Source organism: Pseudaquabacterium inlustre (assembly GCF_038066595.1).
Classification (GTDB): Bacteria; Pseudomonadota; Gammaproteobacteria; order Burkholderiales; family Burkholderiaceae_C; genus Pseudaquabacterium; species Pseudaquabacterium inlustre.
Genome location: NZ_JBBUTH010000007.1, coordinates 297,291 through 312,965 on the forward strand (window position 1 = coordinate 297,291; position 15,675 = coordinate 312,965).

The 15,675-nt window shown below is 72.2% G+C and carries 15 protein-coding genes; 14 read left to right on the forward strand and 1 reads right to left on the reverse strand.

Annotation, left to right across the window (positions count from 1 at the left end):
- Positions 1–2: 2 nt before the first annotated feature.
- The 10 genes from AACH10_RS12875 to AACH10_RS12920 all read left to right on the forward strand — a co-directional run bounded on the left by AACH10_RS12875 (position 3) and on the right by AACH10_RS12920 (position 11,584).
- Positions 3–1,328 carry a glycosyltransferase gene (locus AACH10_RS12875; RefSeq protein ID WP_341410828.1) on the forward strand — a complete coding sequence of 442 codons (1,326 nt, stop codon included), beginning with the start codon at positions 3–5 and terminating at the stop codon, positions 1,326–1,328.
- On the forward strand, positions 1,325–2,377 hold the full coding sequence (locus AACH10_RS12880) for an ABC transporter ATP-binding protein (protein ID WP_341410829.1): 1,053 nt from the start codon (positions 1,325–1,327) through the stop codon (positions 2,375–2,377). Before AACH10_RS12875 ends, AACH10_RS12880 begins: the two co-directional genes overlap by 4 nt.
- 4 nt (positions 2,378–2,381) lie before the next feature.
- Positions 2,382–3,197, forward strand: coding sequence for an ABC transporter permease (locus AACH10_RS12885; RefSeq protein ID WP_341410830.1), 816 nt, complete (start codon positions 2,382–2,384; stop codon positions 3,195–3,197).
- Positions 3,198–3,233: 36 nt separating this feature from the next.
- The gene (locus tag AACH10_RS12890; protein WP_341410831.1) at positions 3,234–4,373 is read left to right on the forward strand and encodes a glycosyltransferase family 4 protein; all 1,140 of its coding nucleotides are present in this window, start codon (positions 3,234–3,236) and stop codon (positions 4,371–4,373) included.
- The gene (locus tag AACH10_RS12895; RefSeq protein WP_341410832.1) at positions 4,370–5,731 is read left to right on the forward strand and encodes a glycosyltransferase family 4 protein; all 1,362 of its coding nucleotides are present in this window, start codon (positions 4,370–4,372) and stop codon (positions 5,729–5,731) included. The genes AACH10_RS12890 and AACH10_RS12895 overlap by 4 nt, the downstream gene beginning before the upstream one ends.
- Entirely contained in the window at positions 5,728–6,741 is a 1,014-nt protein-coding gene (locus AACH10_RS12900; RefSeq protein ID WP_341410833.1) for a polysaccharide biosynthesis/export family protein, read from the forward strand. Before AACH10_RS12895 ends, AACH10_RS12900 begins: the two co-directional genes overlap by 4 nt.
- Before the next feature lie 10 nt (positions 6,742–6,751).
- Entirely contained in the window at positions 6,752–7,516 is a 765-nt protein-coding gene (locus tag AACH10_RS12905) for a thioesterase II family protein (protein ID WP_341410834.1), read from the forward strand.
- A 39-nt stretch (positions 7,517–7,555) separates the two neighbouring features.
- Positions 7,556–8,245 (forward strand): 4'-phosphopantetheinyl transferase family protein, encoded by a 690-nt coding sequence (locus AACH10_RS12910; RefSeq protein ID WP_341410835.1) that lies wholly within the window; start codon positions 7,556–7,558, stop codon positions 8,243–8,245.
- A 169-nt stretch (positions 8,246–8,414) separates the two neighbouring features.
- The gene (locus AACH10_RS12915; RefSeq protein ID WP_341410836.1) at positions 8,415–10,136 is read left to right on the forward strand and encodes a DUF1800 family protein; all 1,722 of its coding nucleotides are present in this window, start codon (positions 8,415–8,417) and stop codon (positions 10,134–10,136) included.
- Positions 10,133–11,584 (forward strand): DUF1501 domain-containing protein, encoded by a 1,452-nt coding sequence (locus tag AACH10_RS12920; RefSeq protein ID WP_341410837.1) that lies wholly within the window; start codon positions 10,133–10,135, stop codon positions 11,582–11,584. The genes AACH10_RS12915 and AACH10_RS12920 overlap by 4 nt, the downstream gene beginning before the upstream one ends.
- A gap of 60 nt (positions 11,585–11,644) precedes the next feature.
- On the opposite strand, the gene AACH10_RS12925 is transcribed toward AACH10_RS12920, so the two are convergent.
- Entirely contained in the window at positions 11,645–12,136 is a 492-nt protein-coding gene (locus tag AACH10_RS12925) for an FxDxF family PEP-CTERM protein (protein ID WP_341410838.1), read from the reverse strand.
- 364 nt (positions 12,137–12,500) lie between these two features.
- On the opposite strand from AACH10_RS12925, the gene AACH10_RS12930 reads away from it, so the two are divergent.
- Genes AACH10_RS12930 through AACH10_RS12945 form a run of 4 tightly spaced genes read left to right on the forward strand, consistent with a single transcriptional unit; the run spans position 12,501 to position 15,673 of the window.
- On the forward strand, positions 12,501–13,994 hold the full coding sequence (locus AACH10_RS12930) for an O-antigen ligase family protein (protein ID WP_341410839.1): 1,494 nt from the start codon (positions 12,501–12,503) through the stop codon (positions 13,992–13,994).
- A complete protein-coding gene (locus tag AACH10_RS12935) occupies positions 13,987–15,141 on the forward strand; it encodes a Wzz/FepE/Etk N-terminal domain-containing protein (RefSeq protein ID WP_341410840.1) in 1,155 nt (384 codons plus the stop codon). The genes AACH10_RS12930 and AACH10_RS12935 overlap by 8 nt, the downstream gene beginning before the upstream one ends.
- Positions 15,138–15,395 (forward strand): hypothetical protein, encoded by a 258-nt coding sequence (locus AACH10_RS12940; protein WP_341410841.1) that lies wholly within the window; start codon positions 15,138–15,140, stop codon positions 15,393–15,395. The genes AACH10_RS12935 and AACH10_RS12940 overlap by 4 nt, the downstream gene beginning before the upstream one ends.
- Positions 15,392–15,673 carry a hypothetical protein gene (locus AACH10_RS12945; protein WP_341410842.1) on the forward strand — a complete coding sequence of 94 codons (282 nt, stop codon included), beginning with the start codon at positions 15,392–15,394 and terminating at the stop codon, positions 15,671–15,673. The genes AACH10_RS12940 and AACH10_RS12945 overlap by 4 nt, the downstream gene beginning before the upstream one ends.
- Positions 15,674–15,675 lie beyond the last annotated feature (2 nt).

Below are 15,675 nucleotides of genomic sequence, written 5' to 3' on the forward strand. Positions count from 1 at the left end.
CGATGAAGGTCCTGGTCGCGATCTGGGGCAGCACCGGCGACATCCTGCCCTCGCTGGCCATCGGGCGCGAGCTCAAGCGCCGCGGCCATGCCGTGGCCTTCGCGGCGAACCCGTACTTCCAGGGCCTGGCCGAGCGCGCCGGCCTCGAGGTGCTGGCCGTGGGCGAGCGTGCGCACCACGAGGCCATGATGGCCGACAACGACCTGTTCGATGCGCAGCGCCTGTCGCCGATCGAGCTGCTGGAGAAGCACTACTTTCCGCGCATGGCCGACTTCCACCGGGTCGCGGCGCAGGCCTTTGCGGCGGGCGCGCGGGTACTGGTGGGCGGCGAGCTCGGCTCCATCGCCGCCGCGCAGGTGGCCGGCGTGCCCTGGTTCAAGGTGGCGGCATCACCTGGCGGCAACACCGGCATCGACAGCCGCAGCGACCCGCTGCACCCCGAGCGGCCCATGCCACGGCCGCTGCGCTGGCTGGCCGGCAGCGGGCGCGGCGTGTGGCTGTACTGGCGCCTGCACCACGCCCGCCATGGCCTGTGGCGCTGGCCGCGCCTGCAGGGCGAAGCGGCCTTCATGACCGACGAGGCGCGCGCGTTCCGTGTGGCGCTGGGCCTGCGGCCCGAGTTCGACTGCGCGCCGCGCGAGGCCCTGTGCATGTGGCCCGCGCACTTCGCACCGGCACAGCGCGACTGGCCGCCCCGCATGCGCGTGTGCGGCTTTCCGCTGTATCCCCGCCCGCAGCCGCCGCTGCCGCGCGCTGAACGGCGGCTGGTGGTCATCACCACCGGCACGCTGGCTGCCGCCCAGGATGCGTTCTACGACAAGGCGGTGGCCGCGTTCATGCGCCTGGGCCGGCCCGACCTGCAGGCGCTGCTGGTCTCGCCCAACCAGTGCCACATCCCGGCCTCGCTGCCCGAGGGCGTGCGCCATGTCGCACACGCCCCGTTCGACGAACTGATCGGCCGTGCCGCGCTGGTGGTGCACCACGGCGGCATCGGCACCGCGGCCTATGCGCTGGCCGCCGGCGTGCCGCAGCTGATGATGCCGATGCGCGGCGACCAGTTCGACAACGCCAACCGCGTCCAGCGCCTGGGCACCGGGCGCATGATGTCTGCCGCCCGCGACAGCGTGGACGACATCGCCCGCACCATGGCCCGGCTGATCGACTCCGAGAGCGTGGCCGCGCGCTGTGCCCACTGGCGCGAACGCACCGACGCCGAGACCGGGGTGAGGCAGGCGGCCGACCGGGTGGAGACGGTGGTGGCACCGCGCCGCGCCGGGCCCCGCGCCGGGGGGGCGCTGGCCGCGGCCGTGTCGGGGTCGTGGCGATGAACGCGCCGGCACCTGGCGCCGCGCTGGCCGCGCCCTGCCTGCTGCGCGTGGACGGCCTGCGCAAGACCTATGTCTCGACCGGCTTCCGCAGCCTGCTGGGCCTGCGCCCGCCCCGGATCACGCAGGCGCTCGACGGCGTGTCCTTCGCGCTGCAGGCCGGTCAGGTGACGGCCTTGCTGGGCCCCAACGGCGCGGGCAAGACCACGCTGATCAACATCCTGTGCGACCTGACCCGCGCCAACGAGGGCCGCGTCGAGCTGGCCGGCTTCGAGATCCCGGAGCAGGGCCGGGCCGCACGCCGCCGCCTGGGCTACTGCTCCACCAACGACCGCAGCTTCTTCTGGCGGCTGTCGGGGCGCAGCAACCTCGAGTTCTTCGCCGCGCTGCAGGACTACCCGCGCGAGGAGGCGCGTGCGCGCGCCGACGAGATGCTGCGCCGCTTCGACCTGCAGGCCCACGCCGAGAAGCTGTTCCACACCTACTCGGCCGGCATGAAGAAGCGCCTGGGCCTGGCGCGCGCCTTCCTGCACGAGCCCTCGGTGCTGCTGCTCGACGAACCCACCAGCGGGCTGGACACCCGCTCCACCGACGAGCTGCTGGCCATGGTGCGCCAGGAGATCGGGCGGCGGCCCAAGACCGTGCTGTGGGCCACGCACCGCGCCGACGAGATCGAGCGGCTGTGCGACCGTGTGATCGTGATGATCGGCGGACGCGTGCACTTCGACGACAGCGCCGAGCGCTTCCTGGGCATCAGCCGCCGTCACATGGTGTTCACCATCGAGGCGCTGGCCCCGGCGGCCGGCAGCGACGCCTTCACCGAGGCCATGGCGCGCCTGGGCCTGCAGTGCGGGCCGGTGAACGAGCGCGGCGAGCTCGCCCTGGTGGGCCACGGCGACGAACGCGCGCTCTCGGGCGTGCTGTCGGCCGTGATCGCCGCAGGCGCCTTGGTGCGGCAGGTGCAGCGCCAGGCCGAGCCGCTGCACCAGGTGTTTTCGCACCTGGCCAGCGGCGAGCGCGCGCAACCCGCCACGCATGCCGCCGGGGCCTGACGCCATGCACCTGAGCCGCACCATCGCCGCCTTCCTGCGCCGCGACTTCGAGATCGCGACGAGCTACAAGGTCAACTTCGTCTTCCAGCTGACCTACGGCTACTTCATCGTCGCGGTCTTCTACTTCATGGCCAAGCTGATGGACGGTGGCGCGGCGCGCGAGGCCCTGGCGCGCTACCAGGCCGACTACTTCTCGTTCATCCTGATCGGTGCCGCGGTGGCCGGGCTGATGCAGGCCTCGCTGAACGGCTTTGCCGACCAGCTGCGCATGGGCATGACCGAGGGCTCGCTGGAGATGACCTTCTCGTGCCCCGTGCGCCCCACCTGGGTCATCGTGCTGCCCTGCGTGTGGTCGATGGTGTTCGAGACGCTGAAGGCCTGCGTCGTCATCGCCATGGGCATCGTGCTGTTCGGCGCCGACCTGGGCCGCGCCAACCTGGCCAGCACGGTGCTGATGGTGCTGGCCACGGTGGCCTCGTACAGCGTGTTCGGCCTGCTGGTGGCGTCGATGATCCTGGTGCTCAAGCGTGGCGACGTGCTGAACACCGCCTTCAGTGCCGCCACCGCCATGATCGGTGGCGCGTTCTTCCCGGTCGAGCTGCTGCCGCCGTGGCTGGGCTTCGTCGCCCAGGCGCTGCCGATGACCTATGCCTACGACGGCCTGCGGCTGGGGCTGCTGGCCGGGGCCACGCCAGTGCAGTTGCTGCCGCAGCTGGCCAAGCTGCTGGCCTTCGCGGCCGTCGGCCTGCCGCTGGCGTTCATGGCCTGCACGGCAGCGATCGCACGCGCCAAGCGCGACGGCAGCCTGGGCGTGTTCTAGCACCCCACGCCGGTTGCCACGCCCGCCCCCACGCCCATGACCACCGCCCCCGCGTCCGCCCCGCAGCGCCAGGTGGTGGCCGGCATGCCCGCGCAGCGCCTGTCGGCGGCCTTCGTCGTCGAGGACGCGCTGGGCCACGTCACCCACGCACGCGCGCTGCGCGCCGCAGCCGCCGAGCGCGACGACCTGGCGGCGCATTTCGTGCAGATCCCCTACACCGCCACCGACTGGCCCGGGCGGCTGCGCGGCCTGTCGTTCAGCGCCCGGCTGTCGCTGCGCGCACGCTCGGCGCTGGCCCAGCTGCCGCAGGCACCGCAGGCGCTGTTCTTCCACACCCAGGCCCTGTTGCCGGCGTGCTGGCACCAGATCGCGTCGACGCCCAGCGTGATCTCGATGGACGCCACGCCGGCCGACTTCAACCAGCTGGCCTTCGCCTACGACAGCCAGGTGGCCACCGGCACCAAGGGCCGCATCAAGCACCTGATGTTCCGCTCGCTGTTCGGCCGCGCGCAGGCCTTTGTCGCGATGTCGGCCTGGGTGCGCGACGGGCTGCAGCGCGACTACGGCGTCGAGGCCTCGCGCATCAGCGTCATCCCGCCGGGCATTGACACGGCCGAGTTCTCGCCCCCCCCGCCGCGTGCGGCCGGCGGCCCGACGCGCCTGCTGTTCGTCGGCGGCAACTTCCTGCGCAAGGGCGGCGCCACGCTGCTGCAGGCCTGGCGCGCCGGCCTGTCGGCCGACTGCGAGCTCGACATCGTGAGCCGCGACGCCGACATCCCGCCGGCACCGGGGCTGCGCGTGCACACCGGCCTGTCGCCCGGCGATCCGGCGCTGCGCGCGCTGTTCGCCCGCGCCGACCTGTTCCTGCACCCCAGCCAGGGCGACGCGAGCCCGTTCGCCATCGTCGAGGCGCTGTCCAGCGGGCTGCCGGTGATCGCCACGGCCGTCGGCGCGGTGCACGAGATGGTGATCGATGGCCGCACCGGCCTGGTCGTGCCGGTGGGCGATGCCACCGCGCTGTTGGCCGCCGTGCGTGCGCTGGCCACCGACGCGCCGCGCCGCGCCGCGATGGCCGCTGCCGCCCGCGCGATGGCGCTGGCGCAGTTCGACGGCCGGCGCAATGCACACCGCGTGCTCGACCTGGTGGCCGCCGCGGCACGGGGAGAGACGCCATGAGCGCGCAAGGCCCGCGCCACGCCGCGCCCCGTGCGATGCTGATCAGCCACAAGCATCCCTACCCCACCGATGACGGCAAGAAGGCCGTGCTGGCCGGGTTTGCCGCCTGGCTGATCGAACGCCATGGCGCGGCGCAGGTCACCTACGTGGTCATCGACCATCCGCCCGCCGACGGTGTGGCCGAGGCCCTGCCCTGCGAGACGGTGTGGATCCCGCCGCCCGGCCGCATGGCCCAGGTCGCACACGCGCTGGCCAGCCTGGCGGGCCTGTCGGGCCTGTCGCTGCAGGAGGCCATGACCCGCTCGGGCCGTGTCGGCGCCGCGTTGCGGGCGCTGGTGGCGCAGCGGCGCCCGGCGCTGCTGGTACTGGACACCCTGCGCGTCGGCCAGTACGTCGAGCAGGGCCACGCCGACGGCCCGCGGCGGGTGCTGTACATGGACGACCTGTTCCACCTGCGCTTCGCACGTCTGGCCGCGCTGGCTGCGCAGGGCGCGGGCCAGGCCATGGCGCCGGCGGGCACCTTCGCGCGCGTGCTGCCCGCGCCAGCCCGGGCCCTGCTGGCCTGGCCGGCGCTGCGCAACCGGCTGTACCGGTTGGAGGCACGCAAGGTCGAGCGCCGTGAACTGGCCGCACCGCACCGCTTCGACACCTGCCTGCTGATCAACCCCGACGAGACGACGCTGCTGCGCGCGCGTGCCGGCGCCGCGGCGGCACAGGTCCAGACCGTGCGGCCCCTGCTGGTGCAGGGCCCCACGCCGCCACCGCGGGCCTACGCCGGCGAGGCGCTGTTCGTGCTGTTCGGGTCGCTGCGCCATCCGGTGCACCGGGCCTCGGTGCTGCGCTTCATCGGGACCGAGGGCGATGCGGTGTTCGCGGCGCTGCCGGGGCTGCGGCTGGTGATCGTCGGCGACGGTGCCGACACCGGGGTGGTCGAGGCCTGCCGGCGCCGGCCGGGCACCGAGTTGGCGGGCTTCGTGCACGACATCGCGCCGCTGTTCGCGCGCGCCTGTGCGCTGCTGGTGCCCTCGCTGGCCGGTGGCGGCCTGCGCCTGAAGGCACTCACCGCCATGCACCACGGCCTGCCCATCGTGGCCACCGCAGCCGGCATCGAGGGCCTGCCGCTGCGCGACGGCGAGCAGGTGCTGCTGGCCGACACGCCCGCCAGCTTCGCCGCCCCGATGCAGCGCCTGCTCGACCGCGACTGCAACCGCCGTATCGGCGAGGCCGCGTCGGCCGTGTTCGAACGCGAGTTCGGCCGCAGCCGCGTCTTCGCCGATTTCGACCACCTGTTCGGCCTGCGGCCCCCCGGCCGCCTGCCGCTGCCCGCCGACCCGCTCGTTTCCCCATCCCTGCCATGAAGCCACTCTGTCCGCTCCTGGCGCTGGCGCTGCTGGCCGCCGGCTGCAGCACCGCCCCGCGCTACCAGACCGAACGCGGCCTGCCCGACCTGCTGGCGCAGACCACCGCATCCGCACCGGCGCAAAGCGCCAACACGCTGCCGCGCCTGCCGGCCAGCGCGCCGCGCCCGGCCTACCGCCTGGGCGCGGGCGACGAACTGGCCGTCACCGTGTGGGGCCCGCGCGAGGTCTGGCAGGACGTGGTGCCGCAAGGCGGCAACCCATCGCGCAGCCAGGTCACGGTGCAGGACGACGGCGCCATCGTGCTGCCCCTGGTGCGCCGTGTGGCCGTGGCCGGCCTGACGGTGACCGAGGCGCTGCAACGCATCGGCGAGGCCTACCGCGGCGTGGCCGGTGCGCGCTTCCAGGTGGATGCCGCGCTGGCCCGCGCCCGCCCCCAGACGGTGCTGGTCGAAGGCGCCGTGGTCCGCCCCGGCCAGGTGACGCTGGCGCCCGAGGGCAGCACGCTGGGCGAGGCCGTGGTCGGCGCGGCGGGCGGCCTCACCGAGGCCGCCAACCCGGCGCGTGGCGTGCTCTTCCGCGGCGGCGACCAGTACGCGCTGGACTGGGACACGGCGCAGCAGGGCGGCAGCGACCTGCACCGCGTGGCGCTGCAGCCGGCCGACCGCATCTACTTCCCGCCCCGCCGCGTCGGTGTGGTGTATGTCTTCGGCGAGGTCTCGAACCCCGGCCTCTACCCGATCCCCACCCAGGGCCTCACGGTGCTGCAGGCCCTGGCACAGGCCAAGGGCCCGCTGGTGCCGCAGGCCGACCAGCGCGCGCTGGTGCTGCTGCGCGCCGGCGACGCGGCCGAGCCGGCGATCTACCGCTTCTCGCTGGAGGAGGCGCTGGCCGCCCCCGAGATCGCACTGCTGCCCGGCGACCGGCTGTTCGTGCCGGCCACCGGCCTCACCGACTGGGAGCGCACGCTGCGGCAGGCCGTCCCGATCTTCGGTGTCATCCCGCGCTGAGGCCCTGGACATGCGCCCCTTCGACCCCCGCCGCCAGCCCTGGATCAGCCACCATGTGCCGAACCCAGCCGCACGCCTGCGGCTGTTCTGCTTTCCGTTCGCCGGCGGGGGCGCGTCCGCCTACCGAGGCTGGGCCCGCGAACTGCCGTCCGACGTCGAGGTGTGTCCGGTGCAGTATCCAGGGCGCGAGACCCGCATCACCGAGCCGCTGCAGACCGCGCTGCCCGTGCTGGTGCGCATGGCCGCCGGCGCACTGGAGCCGCTGCTCGACGAACCCTACGCCTTCTTCGGCCACAGCATGGGTGCGCTGATGGCCTTCGAGCTGACGCGCGAGCTGCTGCACCGCGGCTTGCGCCCGCCCGAGCAGCTGGTGCTGTCGGCCTACCGCGCCCCGACGCTGCCGCACTGGAGCGCCCTGCCCTACGACCTGCCCCACGACGAGTTCGTCGACCGCCTGCGCAAGCTGGAGGGCACGCCGCAGGCGGCGCTCGACTCGCCCGAGCTGATGGAGATGATCCTGCCGATCCTGCGCGCCGACTGCCAGGTGTGCGACGAGTACCGGCTGCGCGACACCACGCCGCTGCCGGTGCCGCTGGCCGTGTTCGGTGGCCGCAGCGATCCCGAGGCCGGTGAGGCCCAGCTCCAGCCCTGGCAGGCACTCGCCGGCGCGGGCTTCACGCTGCGCATGTTCGACGGTGGGCACTTCTACCTGAACAGCGCACGCGCCGGGTTCATGTCCGCGCTGTCGGAGGTGCTGTCGGCGCGGCATGGCTGAGCTGTTGCGCCGCCGCCCCGATCACCACGCCGCAGCGCGATGAGCCGGCAGCCGACGCGCACGGTGCACTGGTGCGAAGCCTCGGTGGATGCGCTGGCCGGCTGGGACGACCAGTTCGCGCGCTGGCTGCACGCCAACGAGCAAGCCCGCGCGGCGCGCTTCCACCGCGAGGTCGACGCCAGGCGCCACCGCCGCGCCCACGGCCTGTTGCGTGGACTGCTGGGCCGCGCCATCGGCGCTGATCCTGCGGCGCTGAGCTTCGTCGACGCACCCGGCGGCAAGCCGGCGCTGTGGCCGCCCTCGCCCTGGCGCTTCAACCTCTCGCATGCCGGCGACCGGGTGCTGGTGGCCTGGGCCTGGGACATCGAGGTGGGGGCCGACATCGAGCAGGTGCGGCCCGGCATCGGCCGCGAGGGCCTGGGTGAGCGCTTCTTCCACCCGCTGGAGGCGGCCGCGGTGCAGGCCTCGTCTTCACCGGACGACACCTTCATCACGCTGTGGTCACGCAAGGAAGCGGTGCTGAAGGCCTGGGGCGACGGCCTGGCCGTGGACCTGCACCGTTTCGAGGTCGCATCGCCGGCCGGGCACGGCACGGTGACGGCGCCGCCAGACACCGCCGCCGCGCGGCACGCCTGGTGGTGGTGCGATCTGGGCGTGGCCGGCCCCTATCGCGCCGCGGTGGCCGGCGACGGCCTGCCAGCCACGCTGCAGCACAGCGCCTGGCCCTGAGGCTGCCCCGCCACCGCGTGCACGCGGGCCGCATTAGGTTTCGCAAAGGGCGGTTTTTCGCGGGATCGGCCGCCCCGGCTGCGGGGAACACTGACGTACCATGTCAGCCGATCCCCTGTCCCTGCGGAAGCCCCGCACCCTGTGGCGTGCCAGCCGTACCGGCGCAGCAATGCTGTCGGCCCTGTGGTTGCTCGCCGCCTGCGGCGGCGGCGGGGGCGGTGCCAGCAGCAGCACGAGCAGCACCGAATCCACCGCCAGCGCGGCCACCACGGCCAATGCCACGGCGGCATCGCCCCGCACCACCAGCACCGACGCCGCACGCCTGGCCGCCCAGGCCAGCTTCGGCGCCACCGAAGCCCTGGTCGACGACATCCGAAACCAGGGCCCGGGCGCCTGGATCGCCACGCAGATGCAGGCCTCCGGCTCGCATTACCACAGCGGCGGCGGCGACGAGATCGACCGCCAGACCAGCGGCGTGGCCTGGTGCGACCGCGCCGGCGTGGACGTGTCCGCCTGCTGGATGGAGTACCAATCGACCCAGCCGCTGGTGCGCGACTTCTACCGCAACGCGCTGACCCAGCCCGACCAGTTGCGCCAGCGCGTGGCCTTCGCGATCCAGCAGATCGTCGTGGTCAGCAATGCCGAGGTGCTGGGCACCTACGGCCATCGCCGCTGGCACAACGCGCTGCTGGACAAGGCCTTCGCCAACTGGCGCGACGTGCTGCGCCAGGCCATCGTCTCGCCATTGATGGGCGAGTACCTGGGCCACATCAACAACCACAAGGCCGCGCCGAACGAGAACTTCGCGCGCGAGCTGCTGCAGCTGTTCTCGATCGGCACCTGCCGCCTGTCCGCCGACGGCCGCCTCGAGGGCGGGCGCTGCACTGCCAACTACGACAACGAGACCGTGCGGGCCTATGCCTATGCACTGACCGGCTGGACCTATCCGCTTGGCGGCCAGGGCGCCGGCGGCTGCTGGCCGGCCGGCACGAACTGTCGCTACCTCGACGGCGAGATGGTGGCGCTGCCCGCCTACCACGACACCAGCACGCGGCGCCTGCTGTCGGGCATCGTGGTACCCGCCGGCAGCGACCCGGCGTCTGCCGCCGACCTGGTGCTCGACAGCCTGATGGCCCACGCCTCGATGGGCCCGTTCATCGGCCGGCAACTGATCCAGCACCTGGTCACCAGCAACCCCTCGGCGGCCTATGTGACCCGTGTGGCCAGCGCCTTCGACAGCGGGCGCTATACCGCGGGCGCGCAGACCTTCGGCACCGGCCGCAAAGGTGACCTGGCGGCCACGGTGGCCGCCGTGCTGCTCGACAGCGAGGCACGCCGCGCCGATCCGGGCCGCGACTTCGGCCGCCTGCGCGAACCGGCCCTGCTGTTCACCAGCGTGCTGCGCGCACTCGACGGCACCACCGACGGTGAACCCTTCGGCTTCGCCATCGGCGGCGCGCTGCGCCAGGTGGTCTTCCGGCCGCCCACGGTGTTCAGCTTCTACCTGCCCGACCAGCCGCTGCCCGGCAGCACGCTGGTGGCCCCCGCCTTCGGCATCCACGGCGCCAACACGGCACTGGCGCGGCTGAACTTCCTGTCATGGCTGATCGACCAGGGCGGCAGCGCCGCCGGCACGGGCCGCAGCGACGCACTGCCGACACGGGTCGATCTCAGCCGCTTCGCCACAAGCGCCGACGACGCCGGCGCGCTGGTCGACCGCCTGTCCACGCTGGCCACCGGCGGCACGCTGCCGGCATCGGCCCGGTCAAAGGTGGTGCAGGCCGTGCAAGCGGCCGGCAGTGCCGAGACCGGTACCGCCGCCCAGCTGGCACGCGCCAAGCGCGCCGCCTGGCTGGTCTTCGCCTCGCCGCAGTTCCAGGTCCAACGATGAACCCTCAGCATCTCCTGTCGCGCCGCCAGTGGCTGCGCCGTGTGGCCGGCTTCGGTGCCGCCCTGGGCGGCGGCGCCGGCGCCTCGCTGCTGCTGCCCGCCTCGTCGGTGCAGGCGGCCGACTACCGCGCACTGGTCTGCGTGTTCCAGTACGGGGGCAACGACGGCCTGAACACCATCGTGCCGACCGACGACGCCCGTTACGCTGCCTATGCGGCGGTGCGCGGCGAGCTGGCGCTGCCGCGCGAGCGCCTGATTGCCGTGCCGGGCACCGACTTCGGCCTGCATCCGGCGCTGTCGTCGCTGGCCACAATGTTTGCCGAGCGCCGCGCCGCGCCGGTGTGGAACGTCGGTCCGATGCGCCGCCGCCTCGACCTCGCCGGTCTGCGCGCCGCCATCCTGGCCGGCGACGCCAGCGCGGTGCCCGACAACCTGTTCTCGCATTCCGACCAGCAGGTGCTGTGGGAGACCGCTGGCGCCTCGACGCTGGACCGCACCGGTTGGGGTGGCCGGGCCAGCCAGGCGCTGGCCACCACCTGGCCGGTGATGGCGATCGGCGACGCCGGGCTGCGCTTCGGCTTGTCGTCGCAATCGGGCGCGGTGGTGCTGCCGGGCCCGGGCACCGACCTGGTGCCCGCCGGCTTCAGCACCGCCGATCTGGCCACTGCAGCAGGTGCGGCGCGCCGCGACGCCCTGGCCGCCATGTACGCCGCCCCAGGTGATTCAGCCCTGGCCGACGCCTTCGTCGCGGGCCAGCAGCAGGCCTTCGACATGGCCTCGGGTCTGGCCTCGCTGGTCAAGGTGCAGCCCGGCCAGGCCAGCGCATTGGCCGCGGTCGATGCCGCGTTCGCGCCGCTGGTGGCCAACGGCGGCATCCAGACCTCGATGGGCCAGCAGTTCTACCAGGTGGCCAAGATGGTGGCCGCCAGTGCCGGACTGGGCGTGCGCCGGCAGATCTTTTTCACCTCGCAGCATGGCTACGACACCCACCGCGGCCAGATCGCGCGGGGCGACGTGCTGGCTGGCGACCATGCGCGGCTGCTCACCGAGTTCGGTGACGCGGTGGCCGCGCTGCACCGCGCCATGGCCGCCATCGGGCTCGACGGCGCAGTGACCACGTTCACGCACAGCGACTTCGGCCGCACATTCCGGCCCAACCGCAGCCTGGGCACCGACCATGCCTGGGGCAACACGCAGCTGGTGTTCGGCTCGTCGGTGCTGGGCGGGCGCGGCTGGGGCCTGCATCCCCAGCTGCAGCTGGCCGGGCCGGACGACATCGACGCGCTGGCCACCGAGCCGGCCGGGCGCTGGCTGCCCACCACCGCCGTGGAAGAGTACGTGGCCACGCTGCTGCGCTGGTGCGGGGCCGACAGCTCGCAGCTGGCACAGGCGCTGCCCAACCTGTCGGCCGTGAGCGGCTCGTCGCCGCTGGGCTTCCTGCCCGCCTGAACGACACAGGCCGCCCGCAGGCGGCCTGTTGCACGCGATGGCGCCTCGGCGCCGAACGCCTCAGCGACGGCGCAGTCCGCGATGCACGCCGAAGGCCAGCAGACCGGCCATCAGCATCAGCGGCGACGCTGGCTCGGGCACCGGCAGCGGCGTGCTGCCCAGCACACCCAGGTAGGCACCATTGCCACCGGCCGACACACCAACGACCACCAGGCCGTACAGGCCCGCCTGCGGCAGCAACGCCGGCAGCGTGAAGCCGTCGCTGGCGGTCGTGTCGATGCCCAGGAGCGTGGGCGTGTTGTCGGGCGCGACGGAAACAAAGGCGATCGCCGCGATCGCGGCCAGATCGCTGGTCGGACCGGTCAGCGTGGGCGGGTTGGGCAGGACGATCGATGCGACGCCCAGCGACCGCTGCGTCACCGTGAACAGGAACAGATCGCTGAACGGGTCGGTGGCACCGACATGCTGGTTGATCAGCACCCCCGCCTTGTCGGTCAGGTCGCCCATGAGGATCGGGCTCTGGCCGGGGCCGAAGACGCCGGCCAGGGTCAAGGCCTGTGCCGGTGCCACGAATGCGAGGCAGGCGCCTGCGGCAAGTACCAGCTTGGCAATGAGACTGCGCATCATGGCGACCCCTCTACATGCGTTTCGTGCGGAAAAGTTTACAGACCGCACACAATCGCGCCACCCCCTAAAGGAATGTCGCGCAAACGCGCACACCCCCCTGGTCGGTCGTCCACGGCCCATGTCGCCGCGCGCACTGCACGCTACAGTCGGCTTCGATCGATCAGCCGCCCTGCGCGGGCGGGCCTGAGCGAGGCGTGAACCGCGGTGTGCCTGCCGGCCCTGCGGACCGGACCTGGACCCACGCGGGAACGCAGTTTTGGCCTCCGCGCAACCACTTCACCGCCCGTCGTTGCCGTCACCCTGGTGGCCGTTCGCCCTGGCATCGCTGCTGGTCGCGGCGCTGGTCGCGTTCGATCCGCTGCTCAGCGCCCTGCTGCCGCACGGACTGTGGCAGCGGCTGCACCTGCTCGAGCTGGACTACAAGCTGTCGTGGATCGCGCCCTTGCTGATGGCGTCGATCACCTGGCTGCTGTTGCAGGTGCGCAAGGCACCCGATGCCCGCAGCCTGTGGATCGTGCTGCTGCTCATCGCACTGCAGACCAACGGCATCAAGCTCGGACCGGGGCTGGACCTGATCACCTTCCTGCCCTTCCTGATCGCACTGGGCCTGCTGGCCGAGGCCATGCTGCGGCCGGACAGCCCGATGCAGTTGTCCGGGCTGACCTTCTTCGGCCTGCTGCTGCTGCTGCTGGACCTGCCGCACCTGGCCAATCCGCTGGTCCACTCGCCAGTCACGTTTCTCGCCAACTTTGTGTCGGTGTTCCGAGCCCTGCTGGTGGCCTTCGTGCTGGTGAACCTGATCCAGACCGAGCGCCACCTGACGTTCACGCTGCAGGCCTTCTTCGTGGTGGCCATGGCCAGCGCGCTGGTCAGCGTGGGCCAGACCGCACAGGCCTATTTCACCGGCAACTCATGGACGCTGGTGGCCGAGGAGCTGGAGACCAAGCCCACCTTCCTGGGCACCACCAAGCGATCGTCGGGGCTCACCGCCTGGCCCAGCTGGCTGGCCGACTTTTTGGTGATGGCGCTGCCGTTCACGCTGTTCCGCCTGGTGAACGCCAGCACCACCCGAGCACGGGCCGGCCATGTGCTCGCGGTGCTGCTGCTGCTGGCCGGCGTGGTGGGCACCTTCACCTACGCGTCCTACGCGGCCTTTGCGGTCATCCTGCTGCTGTTTCCGGTCTATGGCTGGCCGCACCGCGCCCTGCACTTCCTGATCGGCGCCATGTTCTTCGGCGCGCTGTTCTACGCCTTCGGCGGCTTCGACTGGGCCTGGCACCTGTTCCACAAGCTGGTGCTGCAGTCGGCCGGCATCGTCGAGCGCGATGTCTACCTGAAGGCGGCCATCGAGGAACTCTCGCGTGACCCGTGGTGGGGCTCGGGCTTCCATGCCGAGCAGTCGTTCTCGGAGAACTTCTACCGCAAACGGGTGCACAACACCGGGCTGCAGCTGTGGACCAACCTGGGTCTGGCCGGTTTCCTGGTCTACCTGGCGATGCTGGGCACGCTGTTCACCCAGCTGTGGCTGCTGGCGATGTCACGCAGCGGCCCCATCCGCCAGCACCTGCAGGCCCTGGCCCTGGGACTGACCGGCATCGTTGTCGAGATGTTTGCCGAGCCGCACATGAGCGCGCCGCTGGTCTGGTTCTACCTGGCACTGGCGCAATCGGCGATCCTCATCGCCAACCGGCAGGCGCGCGGCCGCCCGGCCCTGCCACCACCGCCCGCGCCGACCCACCCGATGGCAACCCTTTCTCCAGCCAAGCAGCAGCACGATGCGTGAACACGCGACCCTGGCCGACTACTGGATGGCCTTGTACACCCGCAAGGGCATCATCCTCGCGGTGGCGCTCTCGGCCATGGTCTTCGCCATGGCCATCACCCGCTACCTGCCCCCCGTGTACGAGGCCAAAGCCACGCTGTACGTGCCGGCCAACCTCAGCCCCAAGCTGTACGGGGCCCCGCTCGGGCCGGCGCAGCTGCCACTGCGTCCGCAGCCCGATGACCGCGAGGCGGGCATCCATGTGGGCATCCTGCGCAGCAACGACATGATCGAGGCCGTGCAGCGGCGCTTCCCGCAGAAGGAGGCCGGCTTCTTCAAGAAGAACGTGAACTTCGTGACCAGCCCGCAGTTCTTCACCGACATCTACGTGCGCGACCGCGATCCGCGCCTGGCCGCCGACATCGCCAACGCCTATGTGGAGGCCTACCGCGACTTCCACGCCAACAACCTGCGCAACTCGGCCGAGCGCACCGTCAAGGCGCTGGAGGGCAAGGTGGCGGAACTGCGCACCCGCCTGGTCGCCAAGCGGGCCGAACTGCTGGCCTACCAGGAGTCGAACAAGGTGCTGTCGGGCTCGGCCACCGAGCGCCTGTACCTGCGCCAGCGCGAAGACCTGGAACGCCAGCGCGACGAGAACGCGCTGGCCATCTCGTCGGCGCGGCAGCGCCTGCTGGCCGATGGCGTGGTGCTGGGGCCCAACGACACCGGCGCCCGCGACGACGCCGTGCTGGCCAACCCCCGGCTCGAGCAGCTGAAGGCGCTGGAGGCCCGGCAGACGGCGCTGGGCAAGCGCATCGACGAACTGGCGCGCACCACCGGCTCGGCCATCAGCGAGACCTCGTCGATCCAGAACCTGGAATCCGACAAGCGCGTGCTCGAGCAGCAGCTGGTCAACACTGAGACCAACCTGGCCGAGACGCGGCTGCAGATCGAGTTTCCGAATGTCGAGGTGGTGCAGGTGCAGGTGGCCCGGCCACCGTCGGTGCCCGGCTTCCCGATCATGACCCTGAACGCCATCGTCGCGCTGATCGTGGGCCTGGCCGCGGGCTGCTACTGCGCGCTGCTGCTGGAATACCTGCGGCAGCTGCGGCTCGAGCGCATCCGCCGCCAGCTGGACGACAGCCCCCTGACGGAGGCCGCCCCGTGACGCCACCCACCCGACGCCCGCCGCAGGACCCCAGGGACCTGCTGCTGCAGACCTACCTGGAGATCGAAGCGGCCGAGCGCGCCAGTGGCCGCCTGCCGTCCGGTGGCACCGTGCTCACGCGCTTTCGCGCGCTGTTCGAATACGGCTGCGCCATCGTGCTGGGGCTGCTGATCGCCTCGACCTGCGTGCTGCTGGTCTTCGTCGTCACCCGCGTGCTGCTGCACGTGGACTTCTCGCGCTATACCTGGCTATGAGCGCCGATCCCAGCACCATGCCGCCCGCCGCACCGGCGCCGGCCACCGCAGGCACCGCGTCGCTTCAGCAACGCCTGCACCAGGCCATGCAGCGACGCCTGGCCGCGCAGCTGCTGCCCCATGAGGGCCAGTGGCTGCCCGCCGAGGAGGTGGCGGCCAGGCAGCGTCAGGCACGGCGCAAGGCCTGGATCCAGGCCTTCGAGCTGACGCTGCTGGCGCTGCTGCTCACGCTGGTGTCACTGGTGCTCCTGGGCATCCTCGGCGACCTGGTGTACTGAGC